Consider the following 25,916-nt stretch of genomic DNA (forward strand, 5'->3'; position numbering starts at 1 on the left):
TATAGCACACGACGAAGGGCTACGCCCCATGCGCCTGTTCATACGCGATCACCGCGCGGATGATGTCGTCGAGATCGAGGGTGGGGCGAAAGCCGGTGAGCGCCGCGAGGCGCGAAATATCCGGCACGCGGCGACGCATGTCCTCAAAACCGGCTTCGTAGGCATGTTCATAGGGCACCAGCACAATCGGCGACGAACTCCTCGCCAGACGCACCACGCGCTGCGCCAGTTCGAGGATGCTCACCTCTTGTGGATTGCCAACGTTGAAAATCTTCCCGACAGCCCCAGGATGGTCGAGGAGGGCGATCAGAGCGCGCACCGTATCGCCGACATAACAGAAGCAACGGGTCTGCTGGCCATCGCCATACACGCGCAACGGCACATCGCGCAGCGCAGCGCGCACAAAACGCGGCAACACCATGCCATAGCGCCCGGTTTGGCGCGGACCGACAGTATTGAACAGACGCGCGATAATCACCGGAAGGTCGCGCTCCTTGTGGTACGCCAGCGCAAGAAACTCGTCGAGCAGTTTCGAGCAGGCATAACTCCAACGCCCCATTGTCGAAGGTCCAAGCACCAGGTCATCGTCTTCGCGGAAGGGTATCCGCTCACTCTTGCCGTACACCTCCGAGGTGCTGGCGAGCAGGACGGTCTTGCCCTTCTTCGCCGCCCAGCGCAGCACCAGTTCCGTGCCGTTCACATTGGTTTCAATGGTGCGCACCGGGCTTTGCACAATGAGCTGCACCCCAACCGCAGCCGCCAAATGCACGATGGCATCGCTCTCATCGATCAGTTCAGCCAGAACAGCCTCGTTTGCAATCGTATCGAGCGTATAACTGAAGTTCGGATGCCCTTTGAGATGGCGAATATTCGCTACTGCGCCAGTGGAAAGGTCATCAATAATCGCCACCCGGTCACCGCGCGCAATGAGCGCGTCCGCCAGGTGCGAACCGATAAACCCCGCGCCGCCGGTGATCAGGATGCTGCGCTGCGTCATGGTGGTCACCTGCAAAGGGTAGGGGAACTGAGAACCGAGAACCGAGAACCAAGAATTGAGAACCAAGAACCAAGAACCAACCGTGACCATCCATCCCGATCCGCGACGATCCGTGTGCGCTCCCGCCACGCCCCGGCGCAGAACCGAGAACCAAGAACCGAGAACCAAGAACCAACCGTGACCATCCATCCCGATCCGCGACGATCCGTGTGCGCTCTCGCCACGCCCTGGCGCCGCACCCGGAACCGGGAACGTCCCGCTGTCGTCATCGCGGCGCTTCAATCAGGGTCATAATCGCCTGACGCGCCCGCGCAAGACGCGCGTCCATCCCCTCTGGTCGAAGGTAGAGGTCTTCACGAATGATCCCGACATCGCGACGGATCTGCACGATCGGGTCGCGATCAGCGTCAGCAGCGCGCGCATATGCCTGTTCGAGCGCATCATCGATAGTTGTCAGAATCTGCTCAACGCGAGCGAAATCATTCATGCGCAACGCTGCTTCAGCATCCGCCAGATGGTTGAGCGCGCGCATGAGATAGATTGCCGCCCACAGGCGATCATCCTGGACGCGCAGGTCGATCACCTCCTGGCGCGTCACAGCGGCAGCCAGTGGCGCATCCGTCGGTTGCGGCGAGGGCGCAGCGCCAGCCGTCGGCGCTACACCGACAGTCGGTGATGGCGTCGGCGTTATCAAGCCAGCAGGCGCTGTCGGTTGGGGGGCAGGGGGGGCGGGTGACGACAAGAAACGCTGAGCGCCCAGGGTCAGCGCAACCGCAGCGAGCGCAGTGATCGCGTGGGGCAACACCGCCCGGAGCAGACGCATCACTCTCCCCGGTGCGACATGCTCTGGCGGAGAAACATCAGGTTCTGAACTGGCAGCCGGCTCAGACACGAATGCGGCATTACTTCTCGATCTGCGCCGTCAACAGGATCGCCTGCGCAATTTCGCGCATCGACTTGCGCGTGTTCATCGAGAGTTGCTGAATCTTGCGGAACGCCTCGTGCTCCTTGAGACCCTGCGTATCCATCAGCACGCCCTTGGCACGCTCGACCAGCTTGCGCGTCTCCAACGTTTCCTTCAGATCGTTGATCTGCCTGTCCATCTCACGAAACTCGTTGTAGCGCGCCAGCGCGATCTCGATTGCAGGAAGGAGTTCACCCTCGTGGAACGGCTTGACGACATAGTTAACCACACCCGCCTCGCGCGCCCGATCCACCAACTCCCGATCCGAATAGGCGGTCAGCAACAGAACCGGCGCAATCTTCTCTTCAGTCAGAACTCTGGCTGCCTGAATGCCATCAAGTTTGGGCATGCGAATATCCATAATCACAAGGTCGGGGCGCAACTCGCGTGCCAGATTAATGACGCTAACGCCATCACCTGCCTCGCCAACCACCAGATACCCCAAACCGACCAGCGTCTCTTTCAAGTGCATACGAATGATCGATTCGTCATCCGCAATCACCAGGCGTAGCTGCTGGGACATGAGTCCTCTCCTCTATACTCGAAGCCGCTGTCTGCGCAAAGAGAAGGCAGACGGCATTTGTCAAGCAATTGTCACAGTATGGTACAGTGTCAGAGTATAGCACATGGCAAGAGCGGCGGTCAAGAAGTGCACAGGGTCCGCAGCGGCGCATGGTATACTGACACACACTCTGTAAGGAAACAACGATGAGCCCGCTTCCAGAAGACCTTGATCTGATCACGCTCCGACGCCAGCTCGACACGCGCATCATCGGCGCCATGCTGATGCGCTATGAGCGAGTGGCGTCCACCAACGACATCGCCAGAGCGCGCGCGCGCAACGGCTATCCCGAAGGATTGGTCGTGCTGACGGAAGAACAATCGGCGGGGCGCGGTCGCCTCGGACGCACCTGGGTGTCAGCCTATGGCGATGCGTTGTTGCTGTCAATTCTGCTGCGCCCGGTCTGGCTTCCGCCAGGCGAGGCGTTCTCGCTCACAATGATGGCCGGCGTCGCCCTCTGCGAAGCAGTTGAACATGTCGCTTCGGTGCGCGCCCACCTGAAATGGCCCAATGATCTGTTGCTGTTTGTCGATGGCAAATGGCGCAAAAGCGCAGGTATTCTGACTGAGGTCAGCGTGAACGGCGATACTCTTGAGTGGGCAGTGGTGGGAATGGGAGTAAACGTCAATCAGGCGCCTGACAGTACGATCAACGGGCGTAATCTGCAACAGACGGCGACATGCATCAGCGCTGCGGCTGGTCAACGCATCTCGCGCACCGCCCTGCTCGAAGCATTGCTGACAACGCTCGATGAACGCTACGCACAGATTCGGTCAGGTGAGCGCGCGGCGCTGTTCGCCGCCTGGCGTGCGCGCCTGATGCACATGGGTGAACCGGTGACCGTGACGCTGCCCGGCGGCGAGTTGCACGGCATTGCAGAGGATGTCGCCCCCGACGGCACACTGTTGCTGCGCGACGCCACCGGTGTTCTGCACGCCGTACACACCGGCGATGTAGGATTCTGACGGGGATGGTCGTCCCGACGCCGCGTTGTCCTCATCTCCCCGTCCCCTTCTCCCTCGAACGTTTAAAGGCGGACCGAACCCCCGTGCGCACCCGCCCCGCCCACCGTGGGACCGTGGGACCCGCGCGCGCGGCGCCGGACTCCCCGCTCCCGCGTGCAGGAGCGGGGCAGGGGAAGGGTCAAACTCGCGTACCGGACCTTTGACTGGTTGGTGAACTCCCCGCTCCCGCAGCGCGGGAGAGGGGCAGGGGGTGAGGGGATTGCTTCGCCGCCTGCGGCGGCGCGCAAGGACCGCGCACCCCGGCACGCCCGGCGAGGGACGGATGGTGAGATAATATGTTGTACTAGCATACTAGTATGGTGAACACCAGCACTCCTACCGGGGGATGGACCCGCGCGCGCGGCGCCGGACTCCCCGCTCCCGCGTGCAGGAGCGGGGCAGGGGAAGGGTCAAACTCGCGTACCGGACCTTTGACTGGTTGGTGAACTCCCCGCTCCCGCAGCGCGGGAGCGGGGCAGGGGGTGAGGGGATTGCTTCGCCGCCTGCGGCGGCGCGCAAGGACCGCGAACCCCGGCACGCCCGGCGAGGGGATTGCTTCGACCGGCTGCGCCGGTCTCGCAAGGACAGTGTGCTTCGACCGCCTGCGGCGGTGCGCAAGGACCGCGCACCCCGGCACGCCCGGCGAGGGGATTGCTTCGACCGGCTGCGGCGGCGCGCAAGGACCGTGAACCCCGGCACGCCCGGCGAGGGGATTGCTTCGACCGGCTGCGCCGGTCTCGCAAGGACAGTGTGCTTCGACCGCCTGCGGCGGTGCGCAAGGACCGCGCACCCCGGCACGCCCGGCGAGGGGATTGCTTCGACCGGCTGCGGCGGCGCGCAAGGACCGTGAACCCCGGCACGCCCGGCGAGGGGATTGCTTCGACCGGCTGCGCCGGTCTCGCAAGGACAGTGTGCTTCGACCGCCTGCGGCGGTGCGCAAGGACCGCGCACCCCGGCACGCCCGGCGAGGGGATTGCTTCGACCGGCTGCGGCGGCGCGCAAGGACCGTGAACCCCGGCACGCCCGGCGAGGGGATTGCTTCGACCGGCTGCGCCGGTCTCGCAATGACAGGGCGCACCGGCGCGTCCGGCGGGGGGATTGCTTCGACCGGCTGCGCTGGTCTCGCAATGACCCGTCGGGAGCGGGGCAGGCGGAAGGAGAACGGTTTATGTCCTGCACTGGCGCCAGCCATCGATACTGTGCAGCACAGCGACATCCTTTGACCGAGGGCGCCCCTGCTATAGTCCTTTCCAATCGTCGAACGGCGACTGCTGGAATCATCCCCGGCGCCGGATCAGTCACCGGCAGAACCATGGAACGCCGATTGCGCATCGGAGGGAGGATCGTCAGCGCGACGCCGAAAGCGGTTCGTGCCGGGGACCGGCTCCATAACCACTCGCGGACGTGGCACAAACAGCAGATCGAGCGCTTCGCGTACCGAGATCTGATCGTTTGCCCAAGCGTATACTCTGGCGATTCGCAGCGCCGTTCGTTTGCTGGTCCGCCCTACCCGCAGAATCCGCATATAGGTGGCATAGGGCAGACCGGTCAACCGACAGAACTCACCTGGCTTCGGCGCGATAGTTGCGATGCGTTCTGCAAAATCAGGACGCGGCGCATAGGTTTGTGCAAGTTCGTATGGGTGCGGCATAGATCCCACGCGCTTTCCATCACAAGAACGGAACCTTTCGTCAGGCGACGAATTTGTAGCCTAGATTGCGCACGGTGATAATATGGCGCGGCGATTCGCCATCGGATTCGATTTTCGCGCGCAGCCGGCGCACGTAGACGGCGACCAGATTACTTTCGCCTTCGTAGTCGTATCCCCATACTTTGTTGAGAATCTGGTCAGGACTCAGGACGCGCCCTGAGTTTTGCATCAGATAGTAGAGCAGGCGAAATTCAATCGGAGTGAGCACGACGTGGCGGCCATCTTCAAACAGAACCGTATGCTCGATCGGATCGAGCGTCAGCGGTCCCTGTGAAATCCGCGTCACCGGGTTGACCATATCGCTATTGCGCCGCCGCAGCACTGCTTCGACGCGCGCCAGCAACTCGGCCGGTTCGAAGGGTTTCACCAGATAATCATCACCGCCAATTTGCAGCCCGGTGACGCGATCCTGCAACTGACCGCTGCCGGTGACGAAAATAATCGGCACGTCCGACATACGACGGATCTGGCGGCAGATATCGAAGCCGCTGACCTTCGGCATCCCGACATCGAGCAACACCAGATCGGGGGTGCGTTGTTCGATCGCATGCAACACGCCTGCCGCGTCGTAGGCTTTGATGACTCGGTATCCGGCATCCTCGAGCAAAAAGGACGTCAGTTTGACACTGGCCAGATCATCGTCGGCGACCAGGATTTCCATTGGATTCTCCTTCTACGGTGCAACAACCGTCTCCCTCAAGAGATAATCGCCGTATCGCGTTTCAGTATACGGCGGTGTATTACCAAAACATTACAAAGGTGTCATCTCCGATGACGTTCATAGGAGCGCAACCCATGGATGATGCAACCAGAGGGCGAATGCGGCGCAACCGACGCCCAACCGAGGACGAGCGTTTGCTGGCGCGCCCCCGCGCCACTACCGAATTTCTCAGCACCGATACCTGGCGCGTGCTGCGTATTATGGGGGAGTTTGTCGATGGCTTCGAGACACTGGCGGATGTCGGTCCGGCAGTGACGATTTTCGGCTCGGCGCGAGTGAGCGCCGATAACCCGCTGTACCAGACCGCAGTCGATGTGGCGCGAACGCTCGGTGAAGCAGGTTTTACCATCATCACCGGCGGCGGACCGGGCATCATGGAGGCGGGGAATCGCGGCGCGCGCGAAGCCGGAGCGCGTTCGGTCGGTCTCAATATTGAACTTCCCTTTGAGCAGCACCTCAATCCGTATGTTGACACCTCGGTGACGTTTCGCTACTTCTTTGTGCGAAAGATGATGCTGGTCAAGTATGCGCAGGCGTTCGTCATCTTTCCCGGCGGCTTTGGGACGCTCGATGAACTCTTCGAGGCGCTGACCCTGGTGCAAACCGGAAAGGTGCGCAACTTTCCGATCATTCTGTTTGGCAGCGCCTACTGGAGCGGCTTGCTGACCTGGCTGCGCGAAACGGTATTGCCTGCGCGCAACATTGCTGCCGCCGACGTCGATCTCCTGATCGTCAGCGACTCGGTCGAAGAAGTGCGCGACTTGATCGTGCGATCAACATATGATGCGCAATGGCGCGCCGGAACTGAAGCGGCGGCGCAGGAGGTCACCCGCCGCGTCCTGGAGAGACGATCCGATAACCCCTAATACCAATGACCTGTGACCATCCGGCATGGTCACCCCGCGCAGCGCGAGGGGTCGTGCGCGACCCGCGCCGATTCCTCGCTGCGTTTACCCTGAGCGAAGCGAAGGGCTCGGAATGACACGCATGCGGCATCTTCAATCGTCATTGGTATAACTCTTGCTCAACACCAGGCGCACCCCCAACCGCGCGTAGATCGCCTGCGCCAGGGTCCAGGCATCCGGCATGATCACCGGACAGTTGTCGGCGGTATCGACCGCCAGACTGTGGATCAGGCTCCGATGAGGCGGCGGCAGCGGATGCGCCGGAAGCACAAGACGCGCCCCATCGCATCGCGCCGCCAGGGTTGGCGTCGCTGCCTGCGCGTATCCCCGGAGCAACGCTTCGGTCTCATTGATTGTGCGCAACATGGCGCCTGCGGCAACCAGCGCATAGCGCGGAACGCCGCGTCCACGCCGCCGCCGGATGACCTGTCCCTGCCGCACTACACATCCAACGACGCCGTTGCGTGTCTCTTCCGGGACAGGAACCCAGTCGAGGCGTTGCGGATCGAACACGCTCCATCGTTCGTTGTCCGGCAACGGATGCCAGAACGCGACACCCGCAGGAACCGGCGGCGGCAGCGGAGGAAGCGCGCGAACGCGATCTTCCAGCGTGCGCACACGAAATCCGCGTTCACGCAGCCGCGCCAGCAGCCCATCCCGCCGCCAGGAGCGTAACGTGAACAACCGCCCCTCCAGATCGCCCTCACGCTTCAGTAGCGTATTTGCGCGAGTATCACGCACAACGAATCGTCCTGGCGCGATTTCGTCGATGTCATATGGTCGATCGATGGATTTCATCTTATCATCTGCATAGAACCTCACTCGCCTTCGTTCGAAGCGGTCACAACAATGTCCGCAACCGTCGTCTCAGCGTAGCGCCGATCAGTTGCGATCAGGTCGTGACGGATCTGCGCCATTTCGACGAGATGCGCTCGTTCGTGCGAAATGAGCCAGTTCGCCTGGTGCAACAGATTGATCACCCCATACACCTCGTGATACCCTTCGCGATGCCAGGCGGCGCTGGTCAACCCACGCAACAGACTCAACGTCTGCGCGCGTGTCGTATGATAGGCATCGAGCACAGCATCTATCGGTTGGTCGCGGTACATTGCCGCAGATTCGAGCGATGGCGGGTGTGCGGGTGAAAGCGTCGGCTGATTGGTTTCGAGGAGCAACCAGGCGCGCTGACGAAAGATCGCGTCCATATCGGCAAGATGACCGATCAACTCCTTAAGCGATGGCGTGGCGTCGTTCAGGCGACGCGCGAGGAAATCGTCGTCGAGACCCGCCACAAGGGTGCGCAGCGCCTCTTCCGTCCGTTCCAGAAATGCCATAATCGCATGCGGACCAAGCGTACCCATCGCTTCAATGGCCCGAAATGCCCGATGCGCTTCGGGAACGGTGCCACAGCGTCGGCAGGCGCCTTCGAGTTTACCTTCGCAGATCTCGCCACACGTCGTACAGACGAACAGATCGCCAAGCTCCCCGGCGCGCAGATCGCGTCCCTCACTTACGGCGCGCTGCGCCCGCGCCAGCAACTCCCGCGCAAGCGGCGTCACGCCGGTGATCCGATCAGCGTCGATATCACCAATGACTGCGCCAGAAAAGGCGCTGACGACATTTTCAGCCGTCGAGCGCACCCAATTCAAACGACGAAACGCCTGACCGGCGCGCGCCAGTCGCGCAGCGCTCAACGCATCGAACAAGCGGGCAAGATTGAAACGATGCTCTCGCCGCGCCTGTTCCGCCCATAAATGGTATGCGACATGTCCCATGCTCCCGAGAGCGAACATCTGGCGCGCTTCACGATCCGAATCGGTCATACGGCAATACGCTTCTTTGTTCAATCGGAACCATCTGGCATGCATTGTACCGCATCTCATGAAAGAGCGCCGCGCAGACGCATGACCTGCGGTTCCCTCGCACCGCTCAGGCGGGACGTACCGGTCGCAGTGCGACCCTTCGTTGCCCCATCACCCGGCATAAGCGACATCCATAAGCGCAGTATAATAAGCAGTCGGTTTTGAACCCGGCAGTGCTCGACAAGTGCGCATTCCGCCAGATGGCACATAACACCAAAAGACGCGGAATGCCAGCCATGCGACGATGCGCGTTGCGCTCATCCACGACTATCTCAACCAGTACGGCGGCGCCGAGCGGGTGCTCGAAGCGCTGCACGACCTGTTTCCCGACGCGCCGGTCTTTACGTCGATCTATGATCCCGCTACGATGCCTGCCGTCTTCCGCACGTGGGACATTCGCGCGTCGTGGATGCAACGCCTTCCTGCCTGGCGGCGACTATTTCGCGCGTATGTGCTACTATATCCGCTGGCGTTCGAGAGTTTCGATCTGAGCGCCTACGATGTGTTGATCAGCAGTAGCAGCGCCTTTGCCAAAGGGGTTATCCCACGACCAGATGCCCTCCACATATGTTACTGTCACACACCAATGCGCTTTGCCTGGCGCACGTCGGACTATCTTGCCCGCGAAGCGTTCGGCGCGACGCAACGCGCGGCGCTGGCGCTGCCGCTCGTCCTGCTCCGTATGTGGGATGTCCTCTCGGCGCAGCGAGTCGATGCTTTCATCGCCAACTCGCGGGTTGTCGCACAGCGCATCTGGCGTTACTATCGGCGCAAAGCGGCCATCATCCCGCCGCCGGTCGATCTCCCTCCGTGGCGTGAAACGCCGCCGGGCGCCTATTTTCTGGCGGGTGGACGCCTGATCCCTTACAAGCGGCTCGATCTGGCGGTTCGGGCATGCACGCGGCTGCGGCTGCCGCTCAAAATCTTCGGCGATGGACGTGATCGCGCGCGCTTGCAGGCAATGGCAGGACCGACGATCACATTCCTGGGGCGGGTGAGTGAAGCGGAACGACAAGCCCTCTTCGCAGGTTGTCGCGCCTTTATCTTTCCCGGTGAAGAAGATTTTGGCATTGCGCCGCTCGAAGCCATGGCCGCCGGACGACCGGTGATTGCGTATGCAGCCGGAGGAGCGCTGGAAACAGTTGTCGAAGGGGTGACCGGACGCTTCTTTCACCAGCAGACGGTGGAAGATGTGATGGACGCGATTGCCGCAACACTGACGGAACGCTACGATGCCTGCGCTATTCGCCGCCACGCCGAGCAATTCGGACGAGAAACGTTTCTTGAACGGATGCGCCTGCTGATCGAGGACATCATAGAGAGAAGCGAGAGGTGAGCATGGAGGAGTTCCTGGTGCGGCGCCGGAGCGTGGCGGGAGCGCACACGGATCGCCGCAGATCGGGACGGATGGTCACGGTTAGTTCTCGGTTCTCAGTTCTCGGTTCTCAGTTCTTGGTTCTCAGTTCTCAATCCTCATGCCCATACCGATATACATCGCCATTATTCGCCGCCACTGGCGCATCATTGCTGCGCCGGCCATCATCGCCGCCGTGATCAGTCTGGGACTGGCACTGCTCGAACCACCGCGCTACCGGTCGTCCGCCAGTCTGCTCATCACGCGCAGCGAGGACCGGCGTTTTGACACCGAAGACGCTCTCGCGTATGATCTTCCTGCAATCGTGCAGGGCACACCATTTAGCGCCGAAGTCAGCAGCGCATTGGCGCTCACCGGCGTATCGATCCCGCCGGATCAGGTGCGCGCGTCGCTTGGCGCATCGAACCGACGGCGAGTTGTGCAGATATGGGCGGAAACCGGCGACCCGGCGCTCGCCGAAGCATTGACCACCACCTCGGTCGAACTGATTCAGCGGCGCGGGCTGGCATTGTGGGGTGATCCCTCCGCAACGCCCGCGCGTCCGCTGGTCAACGTCGTTGTACTCGAGCCGCCTGGCGCAGCGACTCAAACCAATGGCTGGACCACAGCAATTGCAACGGCGGCGCTCCGCGGACTTATCGGATTGCTGGCAGGCGCATTCCTGGCATTCGGCGCGCACTATTGGGAAACAGGGCGCGCCGCGCCATCACAGAACACAGGAGGGTGACATGCAACTTTCCGATTATCTGGCTGTGCTGCGTCGCCGCTGGTGGATTATTCTCCTGACGACGGTCGTGGCGGTCGCAAGCGCACTGATATTCAGCCGTCTCCAGGAGCGCGTCTATCGCTCCGAGGCGAGTTATCTGGTCGTGCCGAACCGGATCGACAACGGACTATCGATTGTGTTGCAGAACAGCATGAGCAGTTTCCGCGAGATGGCGCTGGCGCGCCCACAGTTGCAGAAGATCAGTGATGACCTGCAACTCGACCGGACGCCGGAATGGTTGCTGAAGCGCGTGGCCATCCAGCCGCGCCCCGACGAGCGCAAGATGATCGTGCAGGTCGATTATCCCGACCCGGCGACGGCGCAACGCCTGGCAGACGCCATCGGCAACAACATGGTTGCGCTGGTCAGCGCGCGCAACAACTTTCTCGAAGGAACCGACCGGATCAGTATGACCGTGCTCGAACCGGCAACGCCGCCGGTGCTCCACCGTCCGCAGACGCGCGTCAATATGCTTGCCGGCGCGGTGCTTGGGCTGGTGCTCGGCATTCTGCTGGCATTCGTGCTCGAAGCCCTCGACGACACGATCAAAACGCCAGACGATGTCGAACGGCACGTCCAACTGGCGACGCTGGGGGCAATCCCCGCGACGGGCAGCGATACCCGGAGCGCAGCGTTACCGGCAAGACGATGAATACAACAAACGATGCCAGAGCGATGAATCAGACTAATGGATATGCCGAATCCCCGCTGATCGCGTTGCGCGATCCACGCTCACCGGCAGCGGAAGCCTACCGGACACTCCGCACGAATATTCAGTTTTCCAGCCTGGACAAGCCGCTGCATACCTTGCTGGCAACGAGCACGGCGCCGGATGAAGGGAAGTCTACAACCCTGGCAAACCTGGCGGTCACGATTGCGCAGGCAGAGCAGCGCGTTATTCTGGTAGACTGCGACCTGCGCCGACCATCGCTCCATACCCTGTTTGGATTGACGAACGATGTCGGTCTGACGACCATGATCCTGGCGCAGGACGATGCACCGCCGCCACTCCAGGATACCGGCGTGCCAGGGTTGAGCCTGCTGGCGAGCGGTCCGCTGCCGCCGCGTCCAGCCGACATTCTCGGTTCACGGCGAATGGAAACCGTCATTCAGCGATTGCGCACCATGGCGGACATTGTGCTCTTCGACACGCCTCCCGTCATTGCCGTCACCGATGCCGCAGTGCTGGCGACGCGCGTCGATGGTGTGCTACTGGTGATCGAGGCGGGGCGAACCCGGCGCGACCGAGCGCGCCGGGCGCGCGAAATCCTGGAGAAAGTCAAAGCGAACATCATTGGGGTGGTGCTCAATGGTGCGCGTTTCGATGGCGAATACGGATACTATGCGTGAGGGTCTATTGCCCGACTTTGCACGGTGTGATACAATAGCGGCATTGTGAGAACAGCGTAGCAGGATATGCGTTACCCTGGCGTATGCATGTGGCTCTTCATCAATGCCCGGTCGCTGTATCGGTGATAGTGCACGTCATTGCAGGCGTTCACACACGCATATTCATTAGCCAAAACGATTGGGGAGCAGTCGCATCCTGAAATCATAGCGACGGAGATCGCACTATGCCCGATTATCCGATACGCAATCCGGCGATTGTTCTGGTGGAGGATGAACCCGATATTCTCATCATTCTCCATCGCCTTATGCGCGATCTCACCGGTGGCTACGATATTGTCACAGTGAGCGGCGGCGCTGAGGCGCTGGCACAGATTGCGCTTCGTCCGGTGCCGTTGGTTATCACCGACTACAACATGCCAGGGATGAATGGCTTGCAACTGACTGCCGCCATCAAAGAGACCTCCCCTGATACGCGCGTCGTTTTGATCACCGCCTACGCGACTCCCGAACTGGAAAAGCGCGCCCGCGAGCAGCGCGTCGATTATTACCTGCCCAAGCCCTTCCCACTTGACCGGCTCGAGCAGATTGTGCGTGATGTGTTGAGTTAAGGGGTAGGGGTAAAGATCAAACCCCTCCCCCCCTTCCCCTAATTCTGCTTACGCGCCGCCAGATAGCTCTGAATCGCCAGGAACGACGGGCGCGGACTCCAGTCGGGGTTCAGAATGCCGAATGATGCCTGCTCGTGGTTCGGGTTTCCCTGTGCGCCCCAGAGAACCGCAAAGTTCATGTTCCACAAAAATGCGACACCTACCCACGGCTTGCCGTCCGGGGTACGGTACAGTTCATCAATGCGTCGCATCGCACTGATAATGTAGTCGCGCTGCTGTTCGAGCGAGACATAGTTGCCAAACTCATACCCCGGCGTATCATTTGGCGTCGCCCAACCATACTCCGTGATCCAGATTTGATGATCGCCGACCCCTTCTTCAACCATAAACTTGCGCACATTTTCGACGTGGCGGAAGTAGTGGGTCGGATGGTCATTCCAGCATCGATCCGGCGCAGGATTGCACCCCTCGATATAACTCGGCTTTTCGGGCCAGAGGGTGTCGGGAGGATTGGCAGCCCCGCCCGGATGGACCGCCTGCGCGTCGAAATAGTCCTTGATCAATCCACCCTTATACTCGTACATCGCCCGGTAGTAGCGCTCATCGGAAACTGCCAGCGACGGCTCATCGACGCCGCTCGACGATGGCGCTCCCGCCAGGACGAAAATGCGCGGCTCCACCGCCTTGATCCGCTTGTAACATTCGACCAGGATTTCAACATAGTGCCCGGCATCTTCGACCGTCACACGTCCGCCATTTTCGACTGCCAGGTTCTGTTCGTTCCAGATTTCAATCGCCTTGATCTTCGTGCCATACCGCTTCACCATCGCCTCGACAAAATTGCCCATCGTCACCGGGTCGCGCGGCAAGCCGTTGGTCGGATTGTAAAACGAGGGCGCTTTGACGATGCTGATCAGCAGATTGAGGTTCCGCGCAGCAACATCGTTCACGATGTTGTCGAGTTCTCCCCATTTATAATCGCCCGGTTCCGGTCCTTCAATGTCCTTCCACTGAATCTGCTGGCGCACCCAGGTATATCCTGCGATTTCCGTCAACGTCAGCACCCGTTCGCGATCGGTGTAGTACAGGTGTGCAACCACACCGTGCGCCGTTTGGGGCAACGTCAGCGGGAACGTCAACTCAACCGGCGTTTCGGTCGGCGGCGGAAGGGGAGGGGCGACGGTCGGATCACTTACGACTGCCGTTGGTGATGGCGATGCAGGATTGGCTGGAGAGACAACCGGCGGCGACGTCGGCGCGTTGATCACGGCCGTCGGTGGTGTGCTTCCCTGCGATGCGGGCGCGCCGCCACACGCGGCAAACAGTGGCGTCAATATGCCCAGAAGCGCGATGAGCGCTATCTGACGCCAATACAAAAAGGGGATCTTCACTGCGTTGCTCCTTCAATACCAGAATGACACGTGACTGAAATGATACCAATGACGCTTGCAGATGCCGCATGCGTGTCATTCCGAGCGCAGCGACTTGTCATTCCGAGCGCAGCGAGGAATCTCAGCGGGTCGCGCACGACCCCTCGCGCGGCTCGGGGTGACCATGCCGGATGGTCACCGGTCATTGGTATGATACCAGGGTTTACTGCCCCTGCTCACGCAGCGCAGCAGACCAGCACCATTATAGTCGAGCCTCAGACGCCTGCCGATACAGTCGGGCTGATACTCATGTGATTCACCGGTGAATCACCGGTGATACGATAGGGAGGTCGAAGGTTAAGAGTGCAACATGGGGAGAGGCGCCCCCATGCGCGCAGGCATGGCGCAAACGCAGGCGGGTCGGCGCGCGTCGCCGGCGAGGCGCCCCCATGCGCGCGGGTATGGCGCCGCCTGCCTCTCGCCTCCTGGCGTCCCCACCCGCTCCTGGCGCGCGTCGAGAGAGGGGCGGTCAGAAAGGTTTCATCCAGACGTCTCCACTGCCACTGCATCGAGCAGACAACGCACCTGACTCAGCAAGGTACGGCGACTGAACGGCTTTTGCAAAAACGCAACGCCGGGGTTATCGCGGTTGATCGTCACCTGACGGGCATACCCGGACATAAACAGCACAGACACACCAGGGCAACGCGCCTGAACCCAGGTCGCCAGTTCGACGCCGCTCATTTCTGGCATGACCAGATCGGTGAGGAGGAGATGCAGCGCATGCCCAGGCAGTGTTTCAACGACACGCTGCGCTTCCCGCCCATTGCTCGCCTCGAAGACGGTATACCCATGATCGCGCAAAATACGCACCGCCAGACTCCGAACCGCCGGTTCGTCCTCGACTACCAGGATCGTTTCCTGACCACGCTCCGGTTGGGAGTCGAGTTCGGCATCCTGGTGATAGGACGATTCACCAGAGGCATAGGGCAGATAGACATCGAACCGTGCGCCTTGCCCCGGTTGGCTCTCACAGCGAATGAATCCCGCGTGTTGCTGCACAATGCCCAGGCATGTCGCCAGACCCAGACCGGCGCCCTGTCCAGGCGCTTTCGTGGTAAAGTATGGCTCAAAGATGTGCGCTTTCACCTCGACAGGAATGCCAACACCGGTATCTTGCACGGAAATGCGGATATATGGCGTTTCCACTACTATGTCTCCGGTCGGCGCCGTCTGCGACGTGGCAATCACCAGCGCGCCGCCTTCCGGCATGGCATCACGCGCATTGACGATCAGGTTCATCAGCACCTGCTCGAACTGATGGGGATCGATGCGGATCGGACAGGGATGCGGCGCCGGCATCCAGGTCAGGCGAATGTCCTCCCCAATCAACCGCAGGATGAGTGGAACCATGCCATCGATCAGGGCATTGACATCAATCGTCTGCGGATGACTCGGTTGACGACGCGCAAACGTGAGCAACTGACGCACCAGATGGGTGGCTCGCCTGGCGCTCTGCTGGATCGCCTGAATATCCGGGTATGCCGGCGAGTCGGATGGCAGCGTCGTCAGCGCCAGGTCGGCGCTCCCGCTGATAACGGTCAGGATATTGTTAAAATCGTGTGCCACGCCGCCTGCCAGCCGTCCAATCGCTTCCAGGCGCTGTGCGTGCATCAATTGCGTCTGCAACTGCTCACGTTCGGCTTCTTCCTGCTTGCGCGCCGTCACATCGAAGAAAATCGTCGCAAATTGATCCGGTCCCAGCGGAGAGACCGAAATGAAGAAATGCTTCTGCATCGGCTCGAAGTAGACCTCCAAATGCGCCGGGCGACCGGTCGCCGCCACTGCGCCGAACTCCGCCAGGTATGGCGGTTCCGGCGTTCCGTAGACCTCGGTGGCAAGCCGATGAACGACGTCCTCACGGCGAAGATTGAGAATGCGTTCATACTGGACGTTGACGTCGATGATCTCGTAATTGATCATTCTGCCATTATCGTCGCGCACCAGTCGGTGGAGCGCCACGCCCTCAAACATGTTGTCGAACAGCGAACGAAAGTGCTGTTCGCGCTGACGCAACGCGGCTTCGATGCGCTGGCGATGAATGGCGCTGGCGATCAACTGTCCGGTCAGTTGGAACGCCTCAACGACCGCGTCAGACGGCTCGAACTCGCGGAAGACCGTATCAAAGCCGATCCACCCGATGAACTGCGCGCCAATGAACAGCGGGATGCCGACCACCGTTTGAATGCCGAAGTCATTGAATGCTCGCCGCACTGCCTCATACTCAGGCGTCTCCGGCACATCGCGCCGCTGCATCACAACGATCTCGCCACGCCGCATCGGTTCAATCACCGGCATAAACTCAGCGAGATTGAGCCGGCCGCGCCTGCCACCGCTGGAGAGGACGGCGGGGTGGACCCATTCGTGCGTTCTGATCGCGTGATCGCCTTCCGGTGCAATCAAAAAGAGGTAACTGCGCTCAACGCCGGTAAATCGGACGACTTTCTCGAGCACGCTGATGATCTGATCATCGATCTGCGCCACCTCGCAGCGCACACAATCGTTGGCAGCCTGCTGGATCAACTGAATAAAATGGAGCCGATTGCGGAGCAGCGCCTGTTTGTGCTTGCGCTGCGTAATATTGCGCCAGATCAAGAGCCGTCCGTTGACCGAACCTTCCTGCCCGATGAGAGGAGTGATTTTGACCTCAAATATCCGCTGCTGCCATGTAATCTCCAAAACCTGCTCACCCGGCTCATGGCAAGCCCGCAACAGCGCAGTCCAGGGCTTCAGAAGAGTCTCGACCGGCTGACCGAAGAGCGAACCGCCATCGGGCGCGAAGAGACGCTGCGCCGCCGGGTTCATGTCGATAATCCGATTGCGCGCATTAAGCACAATCACCGCATCGCTCATCAGTTCGACCACATACTCGCGCGCGATCGGCGCCAGCGTAAAGAGGCGGTAGCGAAACATGCCCCAAAGGAGCGCCAGACCTGAAAAGGACAGCGCAAGGGGGGTGATGTCCAGCGGCATCAGGGGATGCCATTCAAGCAGTTGCAGCAGGTTGGCAATCCAGGGCACAAAGGCGCTGATGGCCACCATGGTCGCCTGGCCGCGCTGCAACGACGACGCCTCCCGCGACGCGCGCCAGAATACAAGCGCTCCTGACGCAATCAAAGCGTAACTGTACACGGCGAAGACCCAAATCCACGGACCAGGCGTGACATGCAACAGCACAAACGGTCCGTCCTGAAGGAGCGCGACATCCTGATAATAGAGACCGTGCGCAGTATTGGTCCAGTTCAGCGCAATCGTCGCAATCGGAACGATGTACCACGGCGCGCCGCGCCAGCGCCACAGCCACGCAGCGCGCCGGGTGTAAGCAATGGCAAAACGCAGGTACAGGACGGGCAGGAATACAATTCCAAGGTGCGCGACGCCAAGCCAGAGCAGCTTGGTCGGCAGCGACGCGCTGATCAGCGTCAACCCGTATGCCAGCGTCCAGACAATCGCCGCTGCCATGAGCAAAACCAATTGTGTAGCGCCGGCCGTCATACGCTGGCGCCACGCATACAGTGCGACGGCGGTTTCCATGAGCGCCGCGATCAGCAGAAACGCAATGAAGACCGGCAACAACCACGCCATCATCAACCCACCATTAAGCATAGCAGGTCAAGACGCTTGCCATACTCGGCAAACACCCTGACCTCGCGGACGACGGACTGATCGCAAAACCGGACGATCAACCGTTGAATGCTATTGTATCACCGGCGCATAACCGGTTTGTGTCGATCCTCACACTGCTTCCAGCGCCTGCGTCAGATCGGCGATCACATCTTCCGGGTGTTCCACGCCAATCGATAGCCGAATCATCGCCGGTGTAATGCCCAATTCGATCCGTTCTTCAGGATCGACATCGGCGTGCGTCATAGTTGCCGGGTGCTCGGCAAGCGATTCGGTGCCTCCCAGACTGACAGCAAGATGGATCAACTGAAGCGCATTCAGCAAACGAAAGGCTTCGGCCTCGCCGCCGACGACCTCGAACGAAATCATGCTCCCCGGCGCGCTGCACTGGCGCTGAAATATCTCGTACTGCGGGTCGTCTTCAGTCAGGTTGCCCAGGTAGCGAACACGCGCCACCTTCGGGTGCGTCTTCAGGAACGCCGCAACGTGACGCGCAGTCTTCATCTGAGCAGTCATGCGCAATTTGAGCGTCTCCAGGCTGCGCAGCAACAACCAACCGGTGTGCGGTCCCGCCATGGTGCCGAAGATCGTGCGCAAAACCCTGACCTGATCCAGCAATTCGCGGCTTCCCAGGCAGACTCCCGCTATCACGTCGCTATGGCCGCCGATATACTTGGTGGCTGAGTAGAGCACCAGGTCGGCGCCATGGTTGAGCGGTTGCTGCCAGAGCGGTCCCAGGAACGTGTTGTCCACCGCCACCAGAATGCGCCGCACGCTGCTCAGACGGTTCGCAAGCGCCGCGCACGCCGCAATGTCAACCAGATCGTTCGTCGGGTTGGCAGGAGTTTCGATAAAGATCATCGCCAGGCGTTCGGTCAGACCCAAGCGTCGAAGCAGAAGTTCCGCCTGTTCTGGCGGCGTGCCGGCGCGAAAACCGACCGCGCGAACACCAAACTGCGGCAGCACATGTTTGAAAAGAAAGTCGGTGCCGCCATACACCGGTTCGCTATGGAGCAACACATCACCGGGGCGCAGGAACGTCAGCAGGGTAGTGGTGATGGCCGCCATGCCGCTCGCAAAGACTGCCGCCGCTTCGGCTTCGTCCCACAGCGTCAACCGGTCCTCGAGGATTTCGAGGTCGGGATTGTTGAGGCGGCTGTAGATCAACCCCATCTGCTCACCGTCGCGCCGTGACCGCAGACCATACGCCAGTTCAAAGAATGCCTTGCCCTCTTCCGCCGATTTGAAAATGAACGTCGAGGTCTGGAAGATCGGGATTTTGGCGGCGCCCTCCGACCATTCGGGGCGGTAGCCGTAACTCATCATCAGGCTTTCCGGGTGGAGGGGACGACCGTTGAGGTATCCTTCCGGTTTGCGCTCTGCCATACCTGCCTCCTTGCACGTGGACGGAACGCCGCTGTTCCGCCGCTGCTAATCACGCGGACCGAAAAACCACTGCACGACGCGCAGCTCGTCGGCTGCCAGACGTTGCTGCATCACGTCGTCATAGACCGCGCCATAATCATAGGGCACGCTGCGCAGCAAGATGATTCCATCTTCGATAACGATGTAGTGCGCTTCTCGATCCGGATCGTCCATTCGACGATAGGAGGCGCTGCCGGGATTGAGCCAGATCTCGCGCTCGCCGAGCGTCATAACTCCCTGGCGATGCGTATGCCCCAGGATCAACCGGTCGATCTCCTGATCTGGGAAGCGCACCCGACAGAATGAATGATAGGCATGACGACTCAGAATGAGTTCGTAATTGCGGTAAAGATGGGTCATGCCATAGCGAATGCCGTCGATCTCGAATGTTACCGCTTCCGGCAGCGACATCAGGAAATCGGCGTCTGCCGCCGTCAACCGCCGGGCATTGTGGTGACGCCACTGGAGTGCGCTGTCGGTGATGTGCCAGAGCGCCGGTTCATAAAAGGTCTCCGCCACCTGCCGGTCGTGGTTGCCCTGCACGCACACGACGTTATGGGCGCGTATCCAGGCGAGCGTCTCGCGTGGATGCGTCCCGTAATCGACGAGATCGCCGGCGCAGTAGACGGCATCGGCATCGCATTCGCGCGACCAGATCGCGTCCAGCGCGATGATATTGCTGTGCACATCGGAAATGATCAGTGCTTTCATCACCTAATAGCATACCAGATGTTGGGACGTGGCGTAAAGAGAACTAAGGTCTGAGGACTGATCCGTGAACATCGGTTGCGCTCTGCGGCGATCCACGAGCATGCTCCCACCATGCTTCTGAGCCGTATGACAGGCATGTCTCCCTCAGCGACGCGCCGGGTCTCGAAACGGATGCATAGGGCGCGCCCCACGTGCACCGACGGCGCGCCCCTAAAGTCTTTGGCGGGGAGGAACTGAACGTTAAACGCGAGACGTTCTCCTCACCTCCTGATGCCCACTGCATCACTGCGCCGCCGCCAGCAGCGCCTGCGCCAGGTCGGCGCCGGTGGCGTAGCGATGCGCGAACGGACCGGTGGCGCGCGCAATGACCCGCGCCAGCGCTGGCGGCGGCGCGGGCACGAGCGCCGCCAGAGTCTTCCCGATGGCATACAGGTCATTGCCCGGCAGCACCAACCCTTGCAACTGCTCCGGGCTGGCAAATTCCGGCGTGCAGGTGATCGAGCGCGGATCGTAGGGCAAATTGTAGCAACGCGCCGAACCCCAGTCGATCACCACCAGCGTGCCGTTCTGATCCAGAATGAGGTTCGCGGGCTTGATGTCCTGATGCACATATCCGGCGCGATGGAGCGCATCAAGCGCCACACATGTTCGCGCCAGAAGATGCACGAGCGAAGAGAGCGCAAGACGCCCCGCGCCTGCCAGTTCCTCAATCGTTTGTCCATCGATGAACGTCATCTTCAGCGTACTACGCCCATCACGCTCGTCATAGGCAAGATACTGCGGCGCCGGAATGGGCAGCCGCGCCCATTCGAGCCAGAAGAGCATGCCCGCTTCACGACGCAGATCGTGAGTCGGTGCGCCAGGAAGCGTTCGTTTGATAATGACGCACCGATTGGTGTACTCATCGCGCGCCAGCAGCACCTCGTGCAGTGCAGTCCGACGGAGACGCGCCAGTACCCGATCCCCCGACACACCATGCGGGACAGCATGATGCTGCGCTCTTGCCCGCATGACAGCGCGCGCCGGCGCTACGGTGGTATCGTCAAACACGCGACAAGGCGCATTGGCGCGGCGCATCCCCGATGTACGCGACGCCTGTCGCAGCCGATGGACCGCTCTGGCGCAAGCGACGAAACTCACCCCAGACGACACCCGGCGACGGATGGCGACAAGGATGCGCTCGACCAGCACCAGCGCCAGACCGATGGAGCAGAGCGAGATGCTTTCCGCCAGACGCGACGCACTCTTGCCAAGCAGCAGTATAATCAGCGCCAGTGTGAGCAGTGTGAGCGCAAAACGCTTCATGGCACCCTCCAGAACGCCGGAATGCGCTGCAAACGAGCGATTTCCTCCTTCAACTGCCGAAATTCGCCAACGTTGCGCACGATCAGAACGTCATCATCGCGGGTGATCGTGAGGCGCCCATAGTCGAACAGACGTCCGAGCAGGCTCTGAGTGATCAGGACATCAACGCGATGCAGCGGGATCTGTTCCTCGCGCCAGAAGAACCACCCCTGCCGCAACAACAGTGTGTCGCCACGCACGACGAGGGTCATGGCCAGTTCGCAGTACGCGATGCGTGCTGCCAGGAACAGTGGCGCGAGCGCGAAGAGCAAGGCTGCACCGGTTGCGTGGACGATGCCGGCGAGCATCATGCCGACGCCGAGTGCCAGGCAAACGACGATCTTGACGCCAACGATGTACGGGTGAGGGCGAAAGAGCCGTTCGTGGATCGCGGGGTGCACAGACGTAGTCATCGTTGCCTCCCTGCCACTGCTGGAACGGCGCTGCTCCGAATGAGCGGCGCGAGCAGCAGTGTCGGCTTCATTCTAGAGAGCCTTTCTGAGAAACGAGTGAGATATGGCTGAGTAATTCTGTGAGATATTGAAAAACTCCGACAACTTTGGGTTTTCTTTTTAGACAATCTCCATTTCCTGCGCACACCTGACCGAGATTGATGAACATCCAGAAAAACCGACGCCCTTGAGGAGCGATCATCGGTCACCATGCGTGAACGACCGCACCAACGGTGGGGAGTTCCCCGCGCGTGCCCGTAGGATCGGTCGAGGCGCCCCCCTGTGAGCGCCCGTTCAGGAACATGACAGGTAGAATGGCTAAATCTAAAAACTGGGATCGGTCGAGGCGCCCCCCTGTGAGCGCCCGTTCAAGAGCGGACCACGCGCACGAGACTGGCGGACTGCATAGCGTTGGGATGAGCCGTTGTACCCTCACCCTATGCCTTGAAAACGATGTATGCAACAGCAAAAGACATGCATAGCGTTGGGATGCGCCGTTGCACCCTCACCCTATGCCCCGCTTCTGCACGCGGGAGCGGGGAGACCGACGCCGCGTGCGCCCGTCCCACGGCGGGCATGCCGGTGCATACTATACTAGTATGCTAGCACGACACATTATCCCACCGCCGCCGAGCGTGCCGCTGCGCGCGGGGGGGGATTCGGTCCGCCCGGACCCCACGAGAGAGGACGTTCATGCTGTCATTGCGAGACCGGCGCAGCCGGTCGAAGCAATCTCGTCACTGCGAGCCGCCGCAGGCGGCGAAGCAATCCCCTCGCAGACGTGCCGGGATGCGCGGTCACCGCGCCACCGGCGCAGCCGGTCGAAGCCATTCCCTCACCCCCTGCCCCTCTCCCGCGCGCGGGAGAGGGGAGTTCACCAACGGGCGCCTCCGTGATCCCACGCGATCCCCGATGATCCCCAAAGCGGCACGCAGGAGCGGGGCGACCGGCGCCGCGCGCGCGTCCGTCCTGCGGTGGAGCGTGCCGCTGCGCGCGCGGGGGGATTCGGTCCGCCCGGACCCCACGAGAGAGGCCATTCATGCTGTCATTGCGAGACCGGCGCAGCCGGTCGAAGCAATCTCGTCACTACGAGCCGCCGCAGGCGGCGAAGCAATCCCCTCGCAGACGTGCCGGGATGCGCGGTCACTGCGAGACCGGCGCAGCCGGTCGAAGCAATCTCGTCACTGCGAGACCGGCGCAGCCGGTCGAAGCAATCTCGTCACTACGAGCCGCCGCAGGCGGCGAAGCAATCCCCTCGCAGACGTGCCGGGATGCGCGGTCACTGCGAGACCGGCACAGCTGGTCGAAGCCATCCCCTCGCCCCTCATCCCCACGCGGGAGCGAGGCGGGAGGTGAGGTGCGCGCACCTGTCCCACGGTCCCACGGCGGGCATGCCGCTGCGCGCGCGGGGGGATTCGATCCGCCCGGACCCCCACGAGAGAGTCCGTTCATGCTGTCATTGCGAGACCGGCGCAGCCGGTCGAAGCAATCCCCTCGCAGACGTGCCGGTGTTCGCCGTCATTGCGAGACTGGCGCAGCCGGTCGAAGCCATCTCGTCACCGCGCCACCGGCGCAGCCGGTCGAAGCCATCCCCTCACCCCCTGCCCCTCTCCCGCACGCGGGAGAGGGGAGTTCACCAACGGGCGCCTCCGTGATCCCACGCGATCCCCGATGATCCCCAAAGCGGCACGCGGGAGCGGGGCGGGAGGTGAGGTGCGCGCACCATGACAGCGAGCACATATCCAGCGGTTATGTGGCGCAATCCGACAGGAGCGCTCGACACCGCTGAAGCAGCCGGTGATCCTGGAAGCGCTGCGCGACACGCTCGATGCTGCGCAGCATGTCGCCATCGTCTTCATACCGACTGAGAATCGAGTGCGCTGTGTCGAGCGCCTCGTGCTTGATGGCGTCATCTGGACAATCTGCGTAGCATCTGAGGAGGAGACGTTCAATCTCTGCGTGTTCACGCTCCCATTTGAGCGTCTCCTCAATACGATAATCGGCAGCATCGAAATCCGGCAGGTAATCGCCCTTGAACAGCGCGCGCGCCTCTTTGAGCCACAGGATGGCACGATCAATCCGATCGTTGGCGATTTCTTGTTTTGCGCGACAATACCGTTCGACCACCTGATCCGTATCGGTAGTCCACGATGGATGCCGCTTCAGTATCACCGTCGTGTCGCTGATTTCCAACGCATCCGCCATGCCCCAGCGCTCCAGAATCTTGCGCAACCCGGAAATATAGTGCGCGCCGTCCGGCGACGAGACATCGTCCGGCTTTCGACCGCGGCGATGATCGAGGGCAATTTCGATCAGCGCATCGCGCCTGACAGTTTTGTCCACATTGGCGACCAGATACATAAGCATGCCATTGAGCATGTGGCGGCCAACACGCACAGCCTTGTACGATGCCGGTTGCCCCCGCACCTCGACCTGAAATGAGCCGAGCGTCGTGATGAAGACCGATGGAGAGCGCCCTTGGTCCAGTGTGGCGTGCAGCGCCTGCACGTCGCGCGTCTGCTCTTCGAGACGGTGAAGATGCTGCGGAATGGTGACCGGTTCAGACGCCGTGTGCGCGATATAATTGGCAAGCAGCACCCCAATCGCCTCCAGGCGTTCGCGTTCATCCAGCGTCCACCGCCGGCAGTCCGAACCGCCAATCAGGAGGGCGCCGTGCTGTTTGCGACCGGTGCAGAGCGGCAGAACGTCCTCATAGCCAGCAAATCCGTTGAGCGGTTTCAGCCGGACGGTGCAGAGAGCGTCCGCCTGCACCGGCGAGTCCGGCTTCTGACCATATGCGGCAAGCAGATGCGCTTCACTCCGCTTGAACCAGAAGATGGCAGTGCGTTCCGCTCGCAGCGCATGCGCCAACGCTTGTAGCACATCGCGCAGCACCTGATCGCGCGGCTTCGCAGAGCCGATCTGTCGCGTGATCGTGCGCAACGTGCCGCGCACCCGCCGCACCGATGCGCCGAAACGTAACCAGTCGAGCATATCGCGCAGTTGATCGAACCCGAAGTGTGTGGCAACAATCACAGGGATCAGGATGATCCCCAGAACAAGCGCTTGCTGGGCTGGCCAGACCTTCGATGTCGCCAGCCAAAATGCGATCAGGACACCCTCATACACGCCCACGATACCCAGGCTGGCAATCCCGCTGAACAGGTAATCACGACCTCTGGTTCGTCCCATATGGCGTTCGGTATAACTCTGTGCGCCATACCCCATCAGCGCCATGCCGCCACTGAGCGCTCCATACCCCGCATGCTCGATCAGGAGGACGACCTCTGGCAGCGATTGCCGCAGTGCTGCACCGGCGGCAACCGCGATGACGCTCACACCGATGATCGTCGTTGCGATCAGCACCGCTCTGGATGCTGCGCACGCGACCGGGATCGTTTCGCGATGATGCAGTCGCCAGGTCATCACCCAGATATGAGAGAGCGCGCCTGCCAGGTAGACGCCAATAAGAACCGGCGCAACCAGGGGATCGATGATTGGCGCGATGAAGGTCCCATCTGCGGGAATGAGGCTGATAACCACGCCAACCAGAGCGTAATCGACCGCCACGCCGAGGTGAACCTTGCGAACGATGCGCTCGGTGCGCGCAAGCCCGCGCACTCCGACGAGCCATCCATGCCAGAAGGCGATGGCGATCAGGCCTGTTGCGCAGCAGAGCAGTGAAATAGCGGTGGATGTCGTGGATGTGAGCAGAGACTCAAGCGCGACAAAGAGGAAATGGAAACCGGCAAAGACAAATGACCAGCGCAACCACCGCATTGAGGGATGATATGCGGTGCGACTACCGAGAAAGAAGCAGATCCAAAAACCGACAATACCTCCGACAACCCGGATCGATAACAGAATGTCCACGACCTTGCTCCTTCCATGATATGGGAGGATACGGACAATCTCGATCGATAATCGATATCATGGAATTCGCCTGGAAAATTCAAGAATGATGCCGGAGAACCTGTGCGCTCATACGCACTTATATCATATAGTAGAGAAATACACGAGTCAAGTAGAGATTTTCTAAAAAAAGAAGCGCCGCCGGAAGCGGCGCCAGAACCGGCGATCGGGTTGTCGGAGAAACAGGCGCTCA

22 protein-coding genes are annotated in these 25,916 nt (G+C 61.1%); 8 read left to right on the plus strand and 14 right to left on the minus strand.

The features are described 5' to 3' along the window. Window positions 1-19: 19 nt before the first annotated feature. From RCAS_RS18950 to RCAS_RS18960, 3 genes are all read right to left on the minus strand, one after another. Window positions 20-997 (minus strand): NAD-dependent epimerase/dehydratase family protein, encoded by a 978-nt coding sequence (locus tag RCAS_RS18950; protein ID WP_012122128.1) that lies wholly within the window; start codon window positions 995-997, stop codon window positions 20-22. Between the two features lie 265 nt (window positions 998-1,262). Further along, the gene (locus RCAS_RS18955) at window positions 1,263-1,820 is read right to left on the minus strand and encodes a hypothetical protein (protein ID WP_012122129.1); all 558 of its coding nucleotides are present in this window, start codon (window positions 1,818-1,820) and stop codon (window positions 1,263-1,265) included. A 79-nt stretch (window positions 1,821-1,899) separates the two neighbouring features. Continuing rightward, window positions 1,900-2,484, minus strand: a complete 585-nt coding sequence (locus RCAS_RS18960) for an ANTAR domain-containing response regulator (protein WP_012122130.1) — start codon at window positions 2,482-2,484, stop codon at window positions 1,900-1,902. Between the two features lie 185 nt (window positions 2,485-2,669). Between RCAS_RS18960 and RCAS_RS18965 the strand changes: the two genes are divergently transcribed. Then, window positions 2,670-3,488, plus strand: coding sequence for a biotin--[acetyl-CoA-carboxylase] ligase (locus RCAS_RS18965; protein ID WP_012122131.1), 819 nt, complete (start codon window positions 2,670-2,672; stop codon window positions 3,486-3,488). 1,046 nt (window positions 3,489-4,534) lie between these two features. Continuing rightward, the gene (locus RCAS_RS25350) at window positions 4,535-4,750 is read left to right on the plus strand and encodes a hypothetical protein (RefSeq protein WP_198135957.1); all 216 of its coding nucleotides are present in this window, start codon (window positions 4,535-4,537) and stop codon (window positions 4,748-4,750) included. 71 nt (window positions 4,751-4,821) lie between these two features. Here RCAS_RS25350 and RCAS_RS18970 read toward each other — a convergent pair whose 3' ends face one another. Beyond that, a complete protein-coding gene (locus RCAS_RS18970; RefSeq protein WP_012122132.1) occupies window positions 4,822-5,178 on the minus strand; it encodes a hypothetical protein in 357 nt (118 codons plus the stop codon). 40 nt (window positions 5,179-5,218) lie between these two features. Next, the gene (locus RCAS_RS18975; protein ID WP_012122133.1) at window positions 5,219-5,899 is read right to left on the minus strand and encodes a response regulator transcription factor; all 681 of its coding nucleotides are present in this window, start codon (window positions 5,897-5,899) and stop codon (window positions 5,219-5,221) included. 134 nt (window positions 5,900-6,033) lie between these two features. Between RCAS_RS18975 and RCAS_RS18980 the strand changes: the two genes are divergently transcribed. Continuing rightward, window positions 6,034-6,825 carry an LOG family protein gene (locus RCAS_RS18980; RefSeq protein WP_012122134.1) on the plus strand — a complete coding sequence of 264 codons (792 nt, stop codon included), beginning with the start codon at window positions 6,034-6,036 and terminating at the stop codon, window positions 6,823-6,825. A 132-nt stretch (window positions 6,826-6,957) separates the two neighbouring features. On the opposite strand, the gene RCAS_RS18985 is transcribed toward RCAS_RS18980, so the two are convergent. Both RCAS_RS18985 and RCAS_RS18990 read right to left on the minus strand, forming a co-directional pair. After that, a complete protein-coding gene (locus tag RCAS_RS18985) occupies window positions 6,958-7,662 on the minus strand; it encodes a hypothetical protein (RefSeq protein WP_012122135.1) in 705 nt (234 codons plus the stop codon). A 20-nt stretch (window positions 7,663-7,682) separates the two neighbouring features. After that, entirely contained in the window at window positions 7,683-8,687 is a 1,005-nt protein-coding gene (locus RCAS_RS18990; protein WP_157042702.1) for a DinB family protein, read from the minus strand. A gap of 283 nt (window positions 8,688-8,970) precedes the next feature. Here RCAS_RS18990 and RCAS_RS18995 point away from each other — a divergent pair, with 283 nt between their 5' ends. The 5 genes from RCAS_RS18995 (at window position 8,971) to RCAS_RS19015 (ending at window position 12,825) form a co-directional block, all read left to right on the plus strand. Further along, window positions 8,971-10,062, plus strand: a complete 1,092-nt coding sequence (locus RCAS_RS18995) for a glycosyltransferase (RefSeq protein WP_012122137.1) — start codon at window positions 8,971-8,973, stop codon at window positions 10,060-10,062. A 139-nt stretch (window positions 10,063-10,201) separates the two neighbouring features. Beyond that, a complete protein-coding gene (locus tag RCAS_RS19000; RefSeq protein ID WP_012122138.1) occupies window positions 10,202-10,828 on the plus strand; it encodes a YveK family protein in 627 nt (208 codons plus the stop codon). Between the two features lies 1 nt (window position 10,829). Further along, the gene (locus RCAS_RS19005; RefSeq protein ID WP_012122139.1) at window positions 10,830-11,519 is read left to right on the plus strand and encodes a YveK family protein; all 690 of its coding nucleotides are present in this window, start codon (window positions 10,830-10,832) and stop codon (window positions 11,517-11,519) included. A 23-nt stretch (window positions 11,520-11,542) separates the two neighbouring features. Then, complete coding sequence (locus RCAS_RS19010; RefSeq protein WP_041332163.1) at window positions 11,543-12,217, plus strand: CpsD/CapB family tyrosine-protein kinase; 675 nt, start codon at window positions 11,543-11,545, stop codon at window positions 12,215-12,217. 224 nt (window positions 12,218-12,441) lie between these two features. Next, entirely contained in the window at window positions 12,442-12,825 is a 384-nt protein-coding gene (locus RCAS_RS19015) for a response regulator (protein ID WP_012122141.1), read from the plus strand. A gap of 38 nt (window positions 12,826-12,863) precedes the next feature. Here RCAS_RS19015 and RCAS_RS19020 read toward each other — a convergent pair whose 3' ends face one another. The 7 genes from RCAS_RS19020 to RCAS_RS19050 form a co-directional block, all read right to left on the minus strand. Then, on the minus strand, window positions 12,864-14,216 hold the full coding sequence (locus RCAS_RS19020; protein ID WP_012122142.1) for a hypothetical protein: 1,353 nt from the start codon (window positions 14,214-14,216) through the stop codon (window positions 12,864-12,866). A 519-nt stretch (window positions 14,217-14,735) separates the two neighbouring features. After that, window positions 14,736-17,843, minus strand: coding sequence for a histidine kinase N-terminal 7TM domain-containing protein (locus RCAS_RS19025; protein ID WP_232280064.1), 3,108 nt, complete (start codon window positions 17,841-17,843; stop codon window positions 14,736-14,738). A 147-nt stretch (window positions 17,844-17,990) separates the two neighbouring features. Continuing rightward, window positions 17,991-19,265, minus strand: a complete 1,275-nt coding sequence (locus RCAS_RS19030; RefSeq protein WP_012122144.1) for a cystathionine gamma-synthase family protein — start codon at window positions 19,263-19,265, stop codon at window positions 17,991-17,993. 45 nt (window positions 19,266-19,310) lie between these two features. Then, window positions 19,311-20,015, minus strand: coding sequence for a metallophosphoesterase family protein (locus RCAS_RS19035; protein WP_012122145.1), 705 nt, complete (start codon window positions 20,013-20,015; stop codon window positions 19,311-19,313). Between the two features lie 282 nt (window positions 20,016-20,297). Next, entirely contained in the window at window positions 20,298-21,320 is a 1,023-nt protein-coding gene (locus RCAS_RS19040) for a serine/threonine protein kinase (protein WP_012122146.1), read from the minus strand. Then, window positions 21,317-21,772, minus strand: coding sequence for a PH domain-containing protein (locus tag RCAS_RS19045; protein WP_012122147.1), 456 nt, complete (start codon window positions 21,770-21,772; stop codon window positions 21,317-21,319). The genes RCAS_RS19040 and RCAS_RS19045 overlap by 4 nt, the downstream gene beginning before the upstream one ends. A gap of 1,788 nt (window positions 21,773-23,560) precedes the next feature. Continuing rightward, window positions 23,561-25,684, minus strand: a complete 2,124-nt coding sequence (locus RCAS_RS19050) for a hypothetical protein (protein ID WP_012122148.1) — start codon at window positions 25,682-25,684, stop codon at window positions 23,561-23,563. Between the last annotated feature and the right edge of the window lie 232 nt (window positions 25,685-25,916).

The organism is Roseiflexus castenholzii DSM 13941 (assembly GCF_000017805.1).
Classification (GTDB): domain Bacteria; phylum Chloroflexota; class Chloroflexia; order Chloroflexales; family Roseiflexaceae; genus Roseiflexus; species Roseiflexus castenholzii.

Bases quoted from the DNA above. Each gene is read 5' to 3' on its own strand.
- RCAS_RS18950 (WP_012122128.1), bottom strand. From the start codon at position 997: ATGACGCAGCGCAGCATCCTGATCACCGGCGGCGCGGGGTTTATCGGT.
- RCAS_RS18955 (WP_012122129.1), bottom strand. From the start codon at position 1,820: ATGCGTCTGCTCCGGGCGGTGTTGCCCCACGCGATCACTGCGCTCGCT.
- RCAS_RS18960 (WP_012122130.1), bottom strand. From the start codon at position 2,484: ATGTCCCAGCAGCTACGCCTGGTGATTGCGGATGACGAATCGATCATT.
- RCAS_RS18965 (WP_012122131.1), top strand. From the start codon at position 2,670: ATGAGCCCGCTTCCAGAAGACCTTGATCTGATCACGCTCCGACGCCAG.
- RCAS_RS18970 (WP_012122132.1), bottom strand. From the start codon at position 5,178: ATGCCGCACCCATACGAACTTGCACAAACCTATGCGCCGCGTCCTGAT.
- RCAS_RS18975 (WP_012122133.1), bottom strand. From the start codon at position 5,899: ATGGAAATCCTGGTCGCCGACGATGATCTGGCCAGTGTCAAACTGACG.
- RCAS_RS18980 (WP_012122134.1), top strand. From the start codon at position 6,034: ATGGATGATGCAACCAGAGGGCGAATGCGGCGCAACCGACGCCCAACC.
- RCAS_RS18985 (WP_012122135.1), bottom strand. From the start codon at position 7,662: ATGAAATCCATCGATCGACCATATGACATCGACGAAATCGCGCCAGGA.
- RCAS_RS18990 (WP_157042702.1), bottom strand. From the start codon at position 8,687: ATGACCGATTCGGATCGTGAAGCGCGCCAGATGTTCGCTCTCGGGAGC.
- RCAS_RS18995 (WP_012122137.1), top strand. From the start codon at position 8,971: ATGCGCGTTGCGCTCATCCACGACTATCTCAACCAGTACGGCGGCGCC.
- RCAS_RS19000 (WP_012122138.1), top strand. From the start codon at position 10,202: ATGCCCATACCGATATACATCGCCATTATTCGCCGCCACTGGCGCATC.
- RCAS_RS19005 (WP_012122139.1), top strand. From the start codon at position 10,830: ATGCAACTTTCCGATTATCTGGCTGTGCTGCGTCGCCGCTGGTGGATT.
- RCAS_RS19010 (WP_041332163.1), top strand. From the start codon at position 11,543: ATGAATCAGACTAATGGATATGCCGAATCCCCGCTGATCGCGTTGCGC.
- RCAS_RS19015 (WP_012122141.1), top strand. From the start codon at position 12,442: ATGCCCGATTATCCGATACGCAATCCGGCGATTGTTCTGGTGGAGGAT.
- RCAS_RS19025 (WP_232280064.1), bottom strand. From the start codon at position 17,843: ATGATGGCGTGGTTGTTGCCGGTCTTCATTGCGTTTCTGCTGATCGCG.
- RCAS_RS19030 (WP_012122144.1), bottom strand. From the start codon at position 19,265: ATGGCAGAGCGCAAACCGGAAGGATACCTCAACGGTCGTCCCCTCCAC.
- RCAS_RS19035 (WP_012122145.1), bottom strand. From the start codon at position 20,015: ATGAAAGCACTGATCATTTCCGATGTGCACAGCAATATCATCGCGCTG.
- RCAS_RS19040 (WP_012122146.1), bottom strand. From the start codon at position 21,320: ATGAAGCGTTTTGCGCTCACACTGCTCACACTGGCGCTGATTATACTG.
- RCAS_RS19045 (WP_012122147.1), bottom strand. From the start codon at position 21,772: ATGACTACGTCTGTGCACCCCGCGATCCACGAACGGCTCTTTCGCCCT.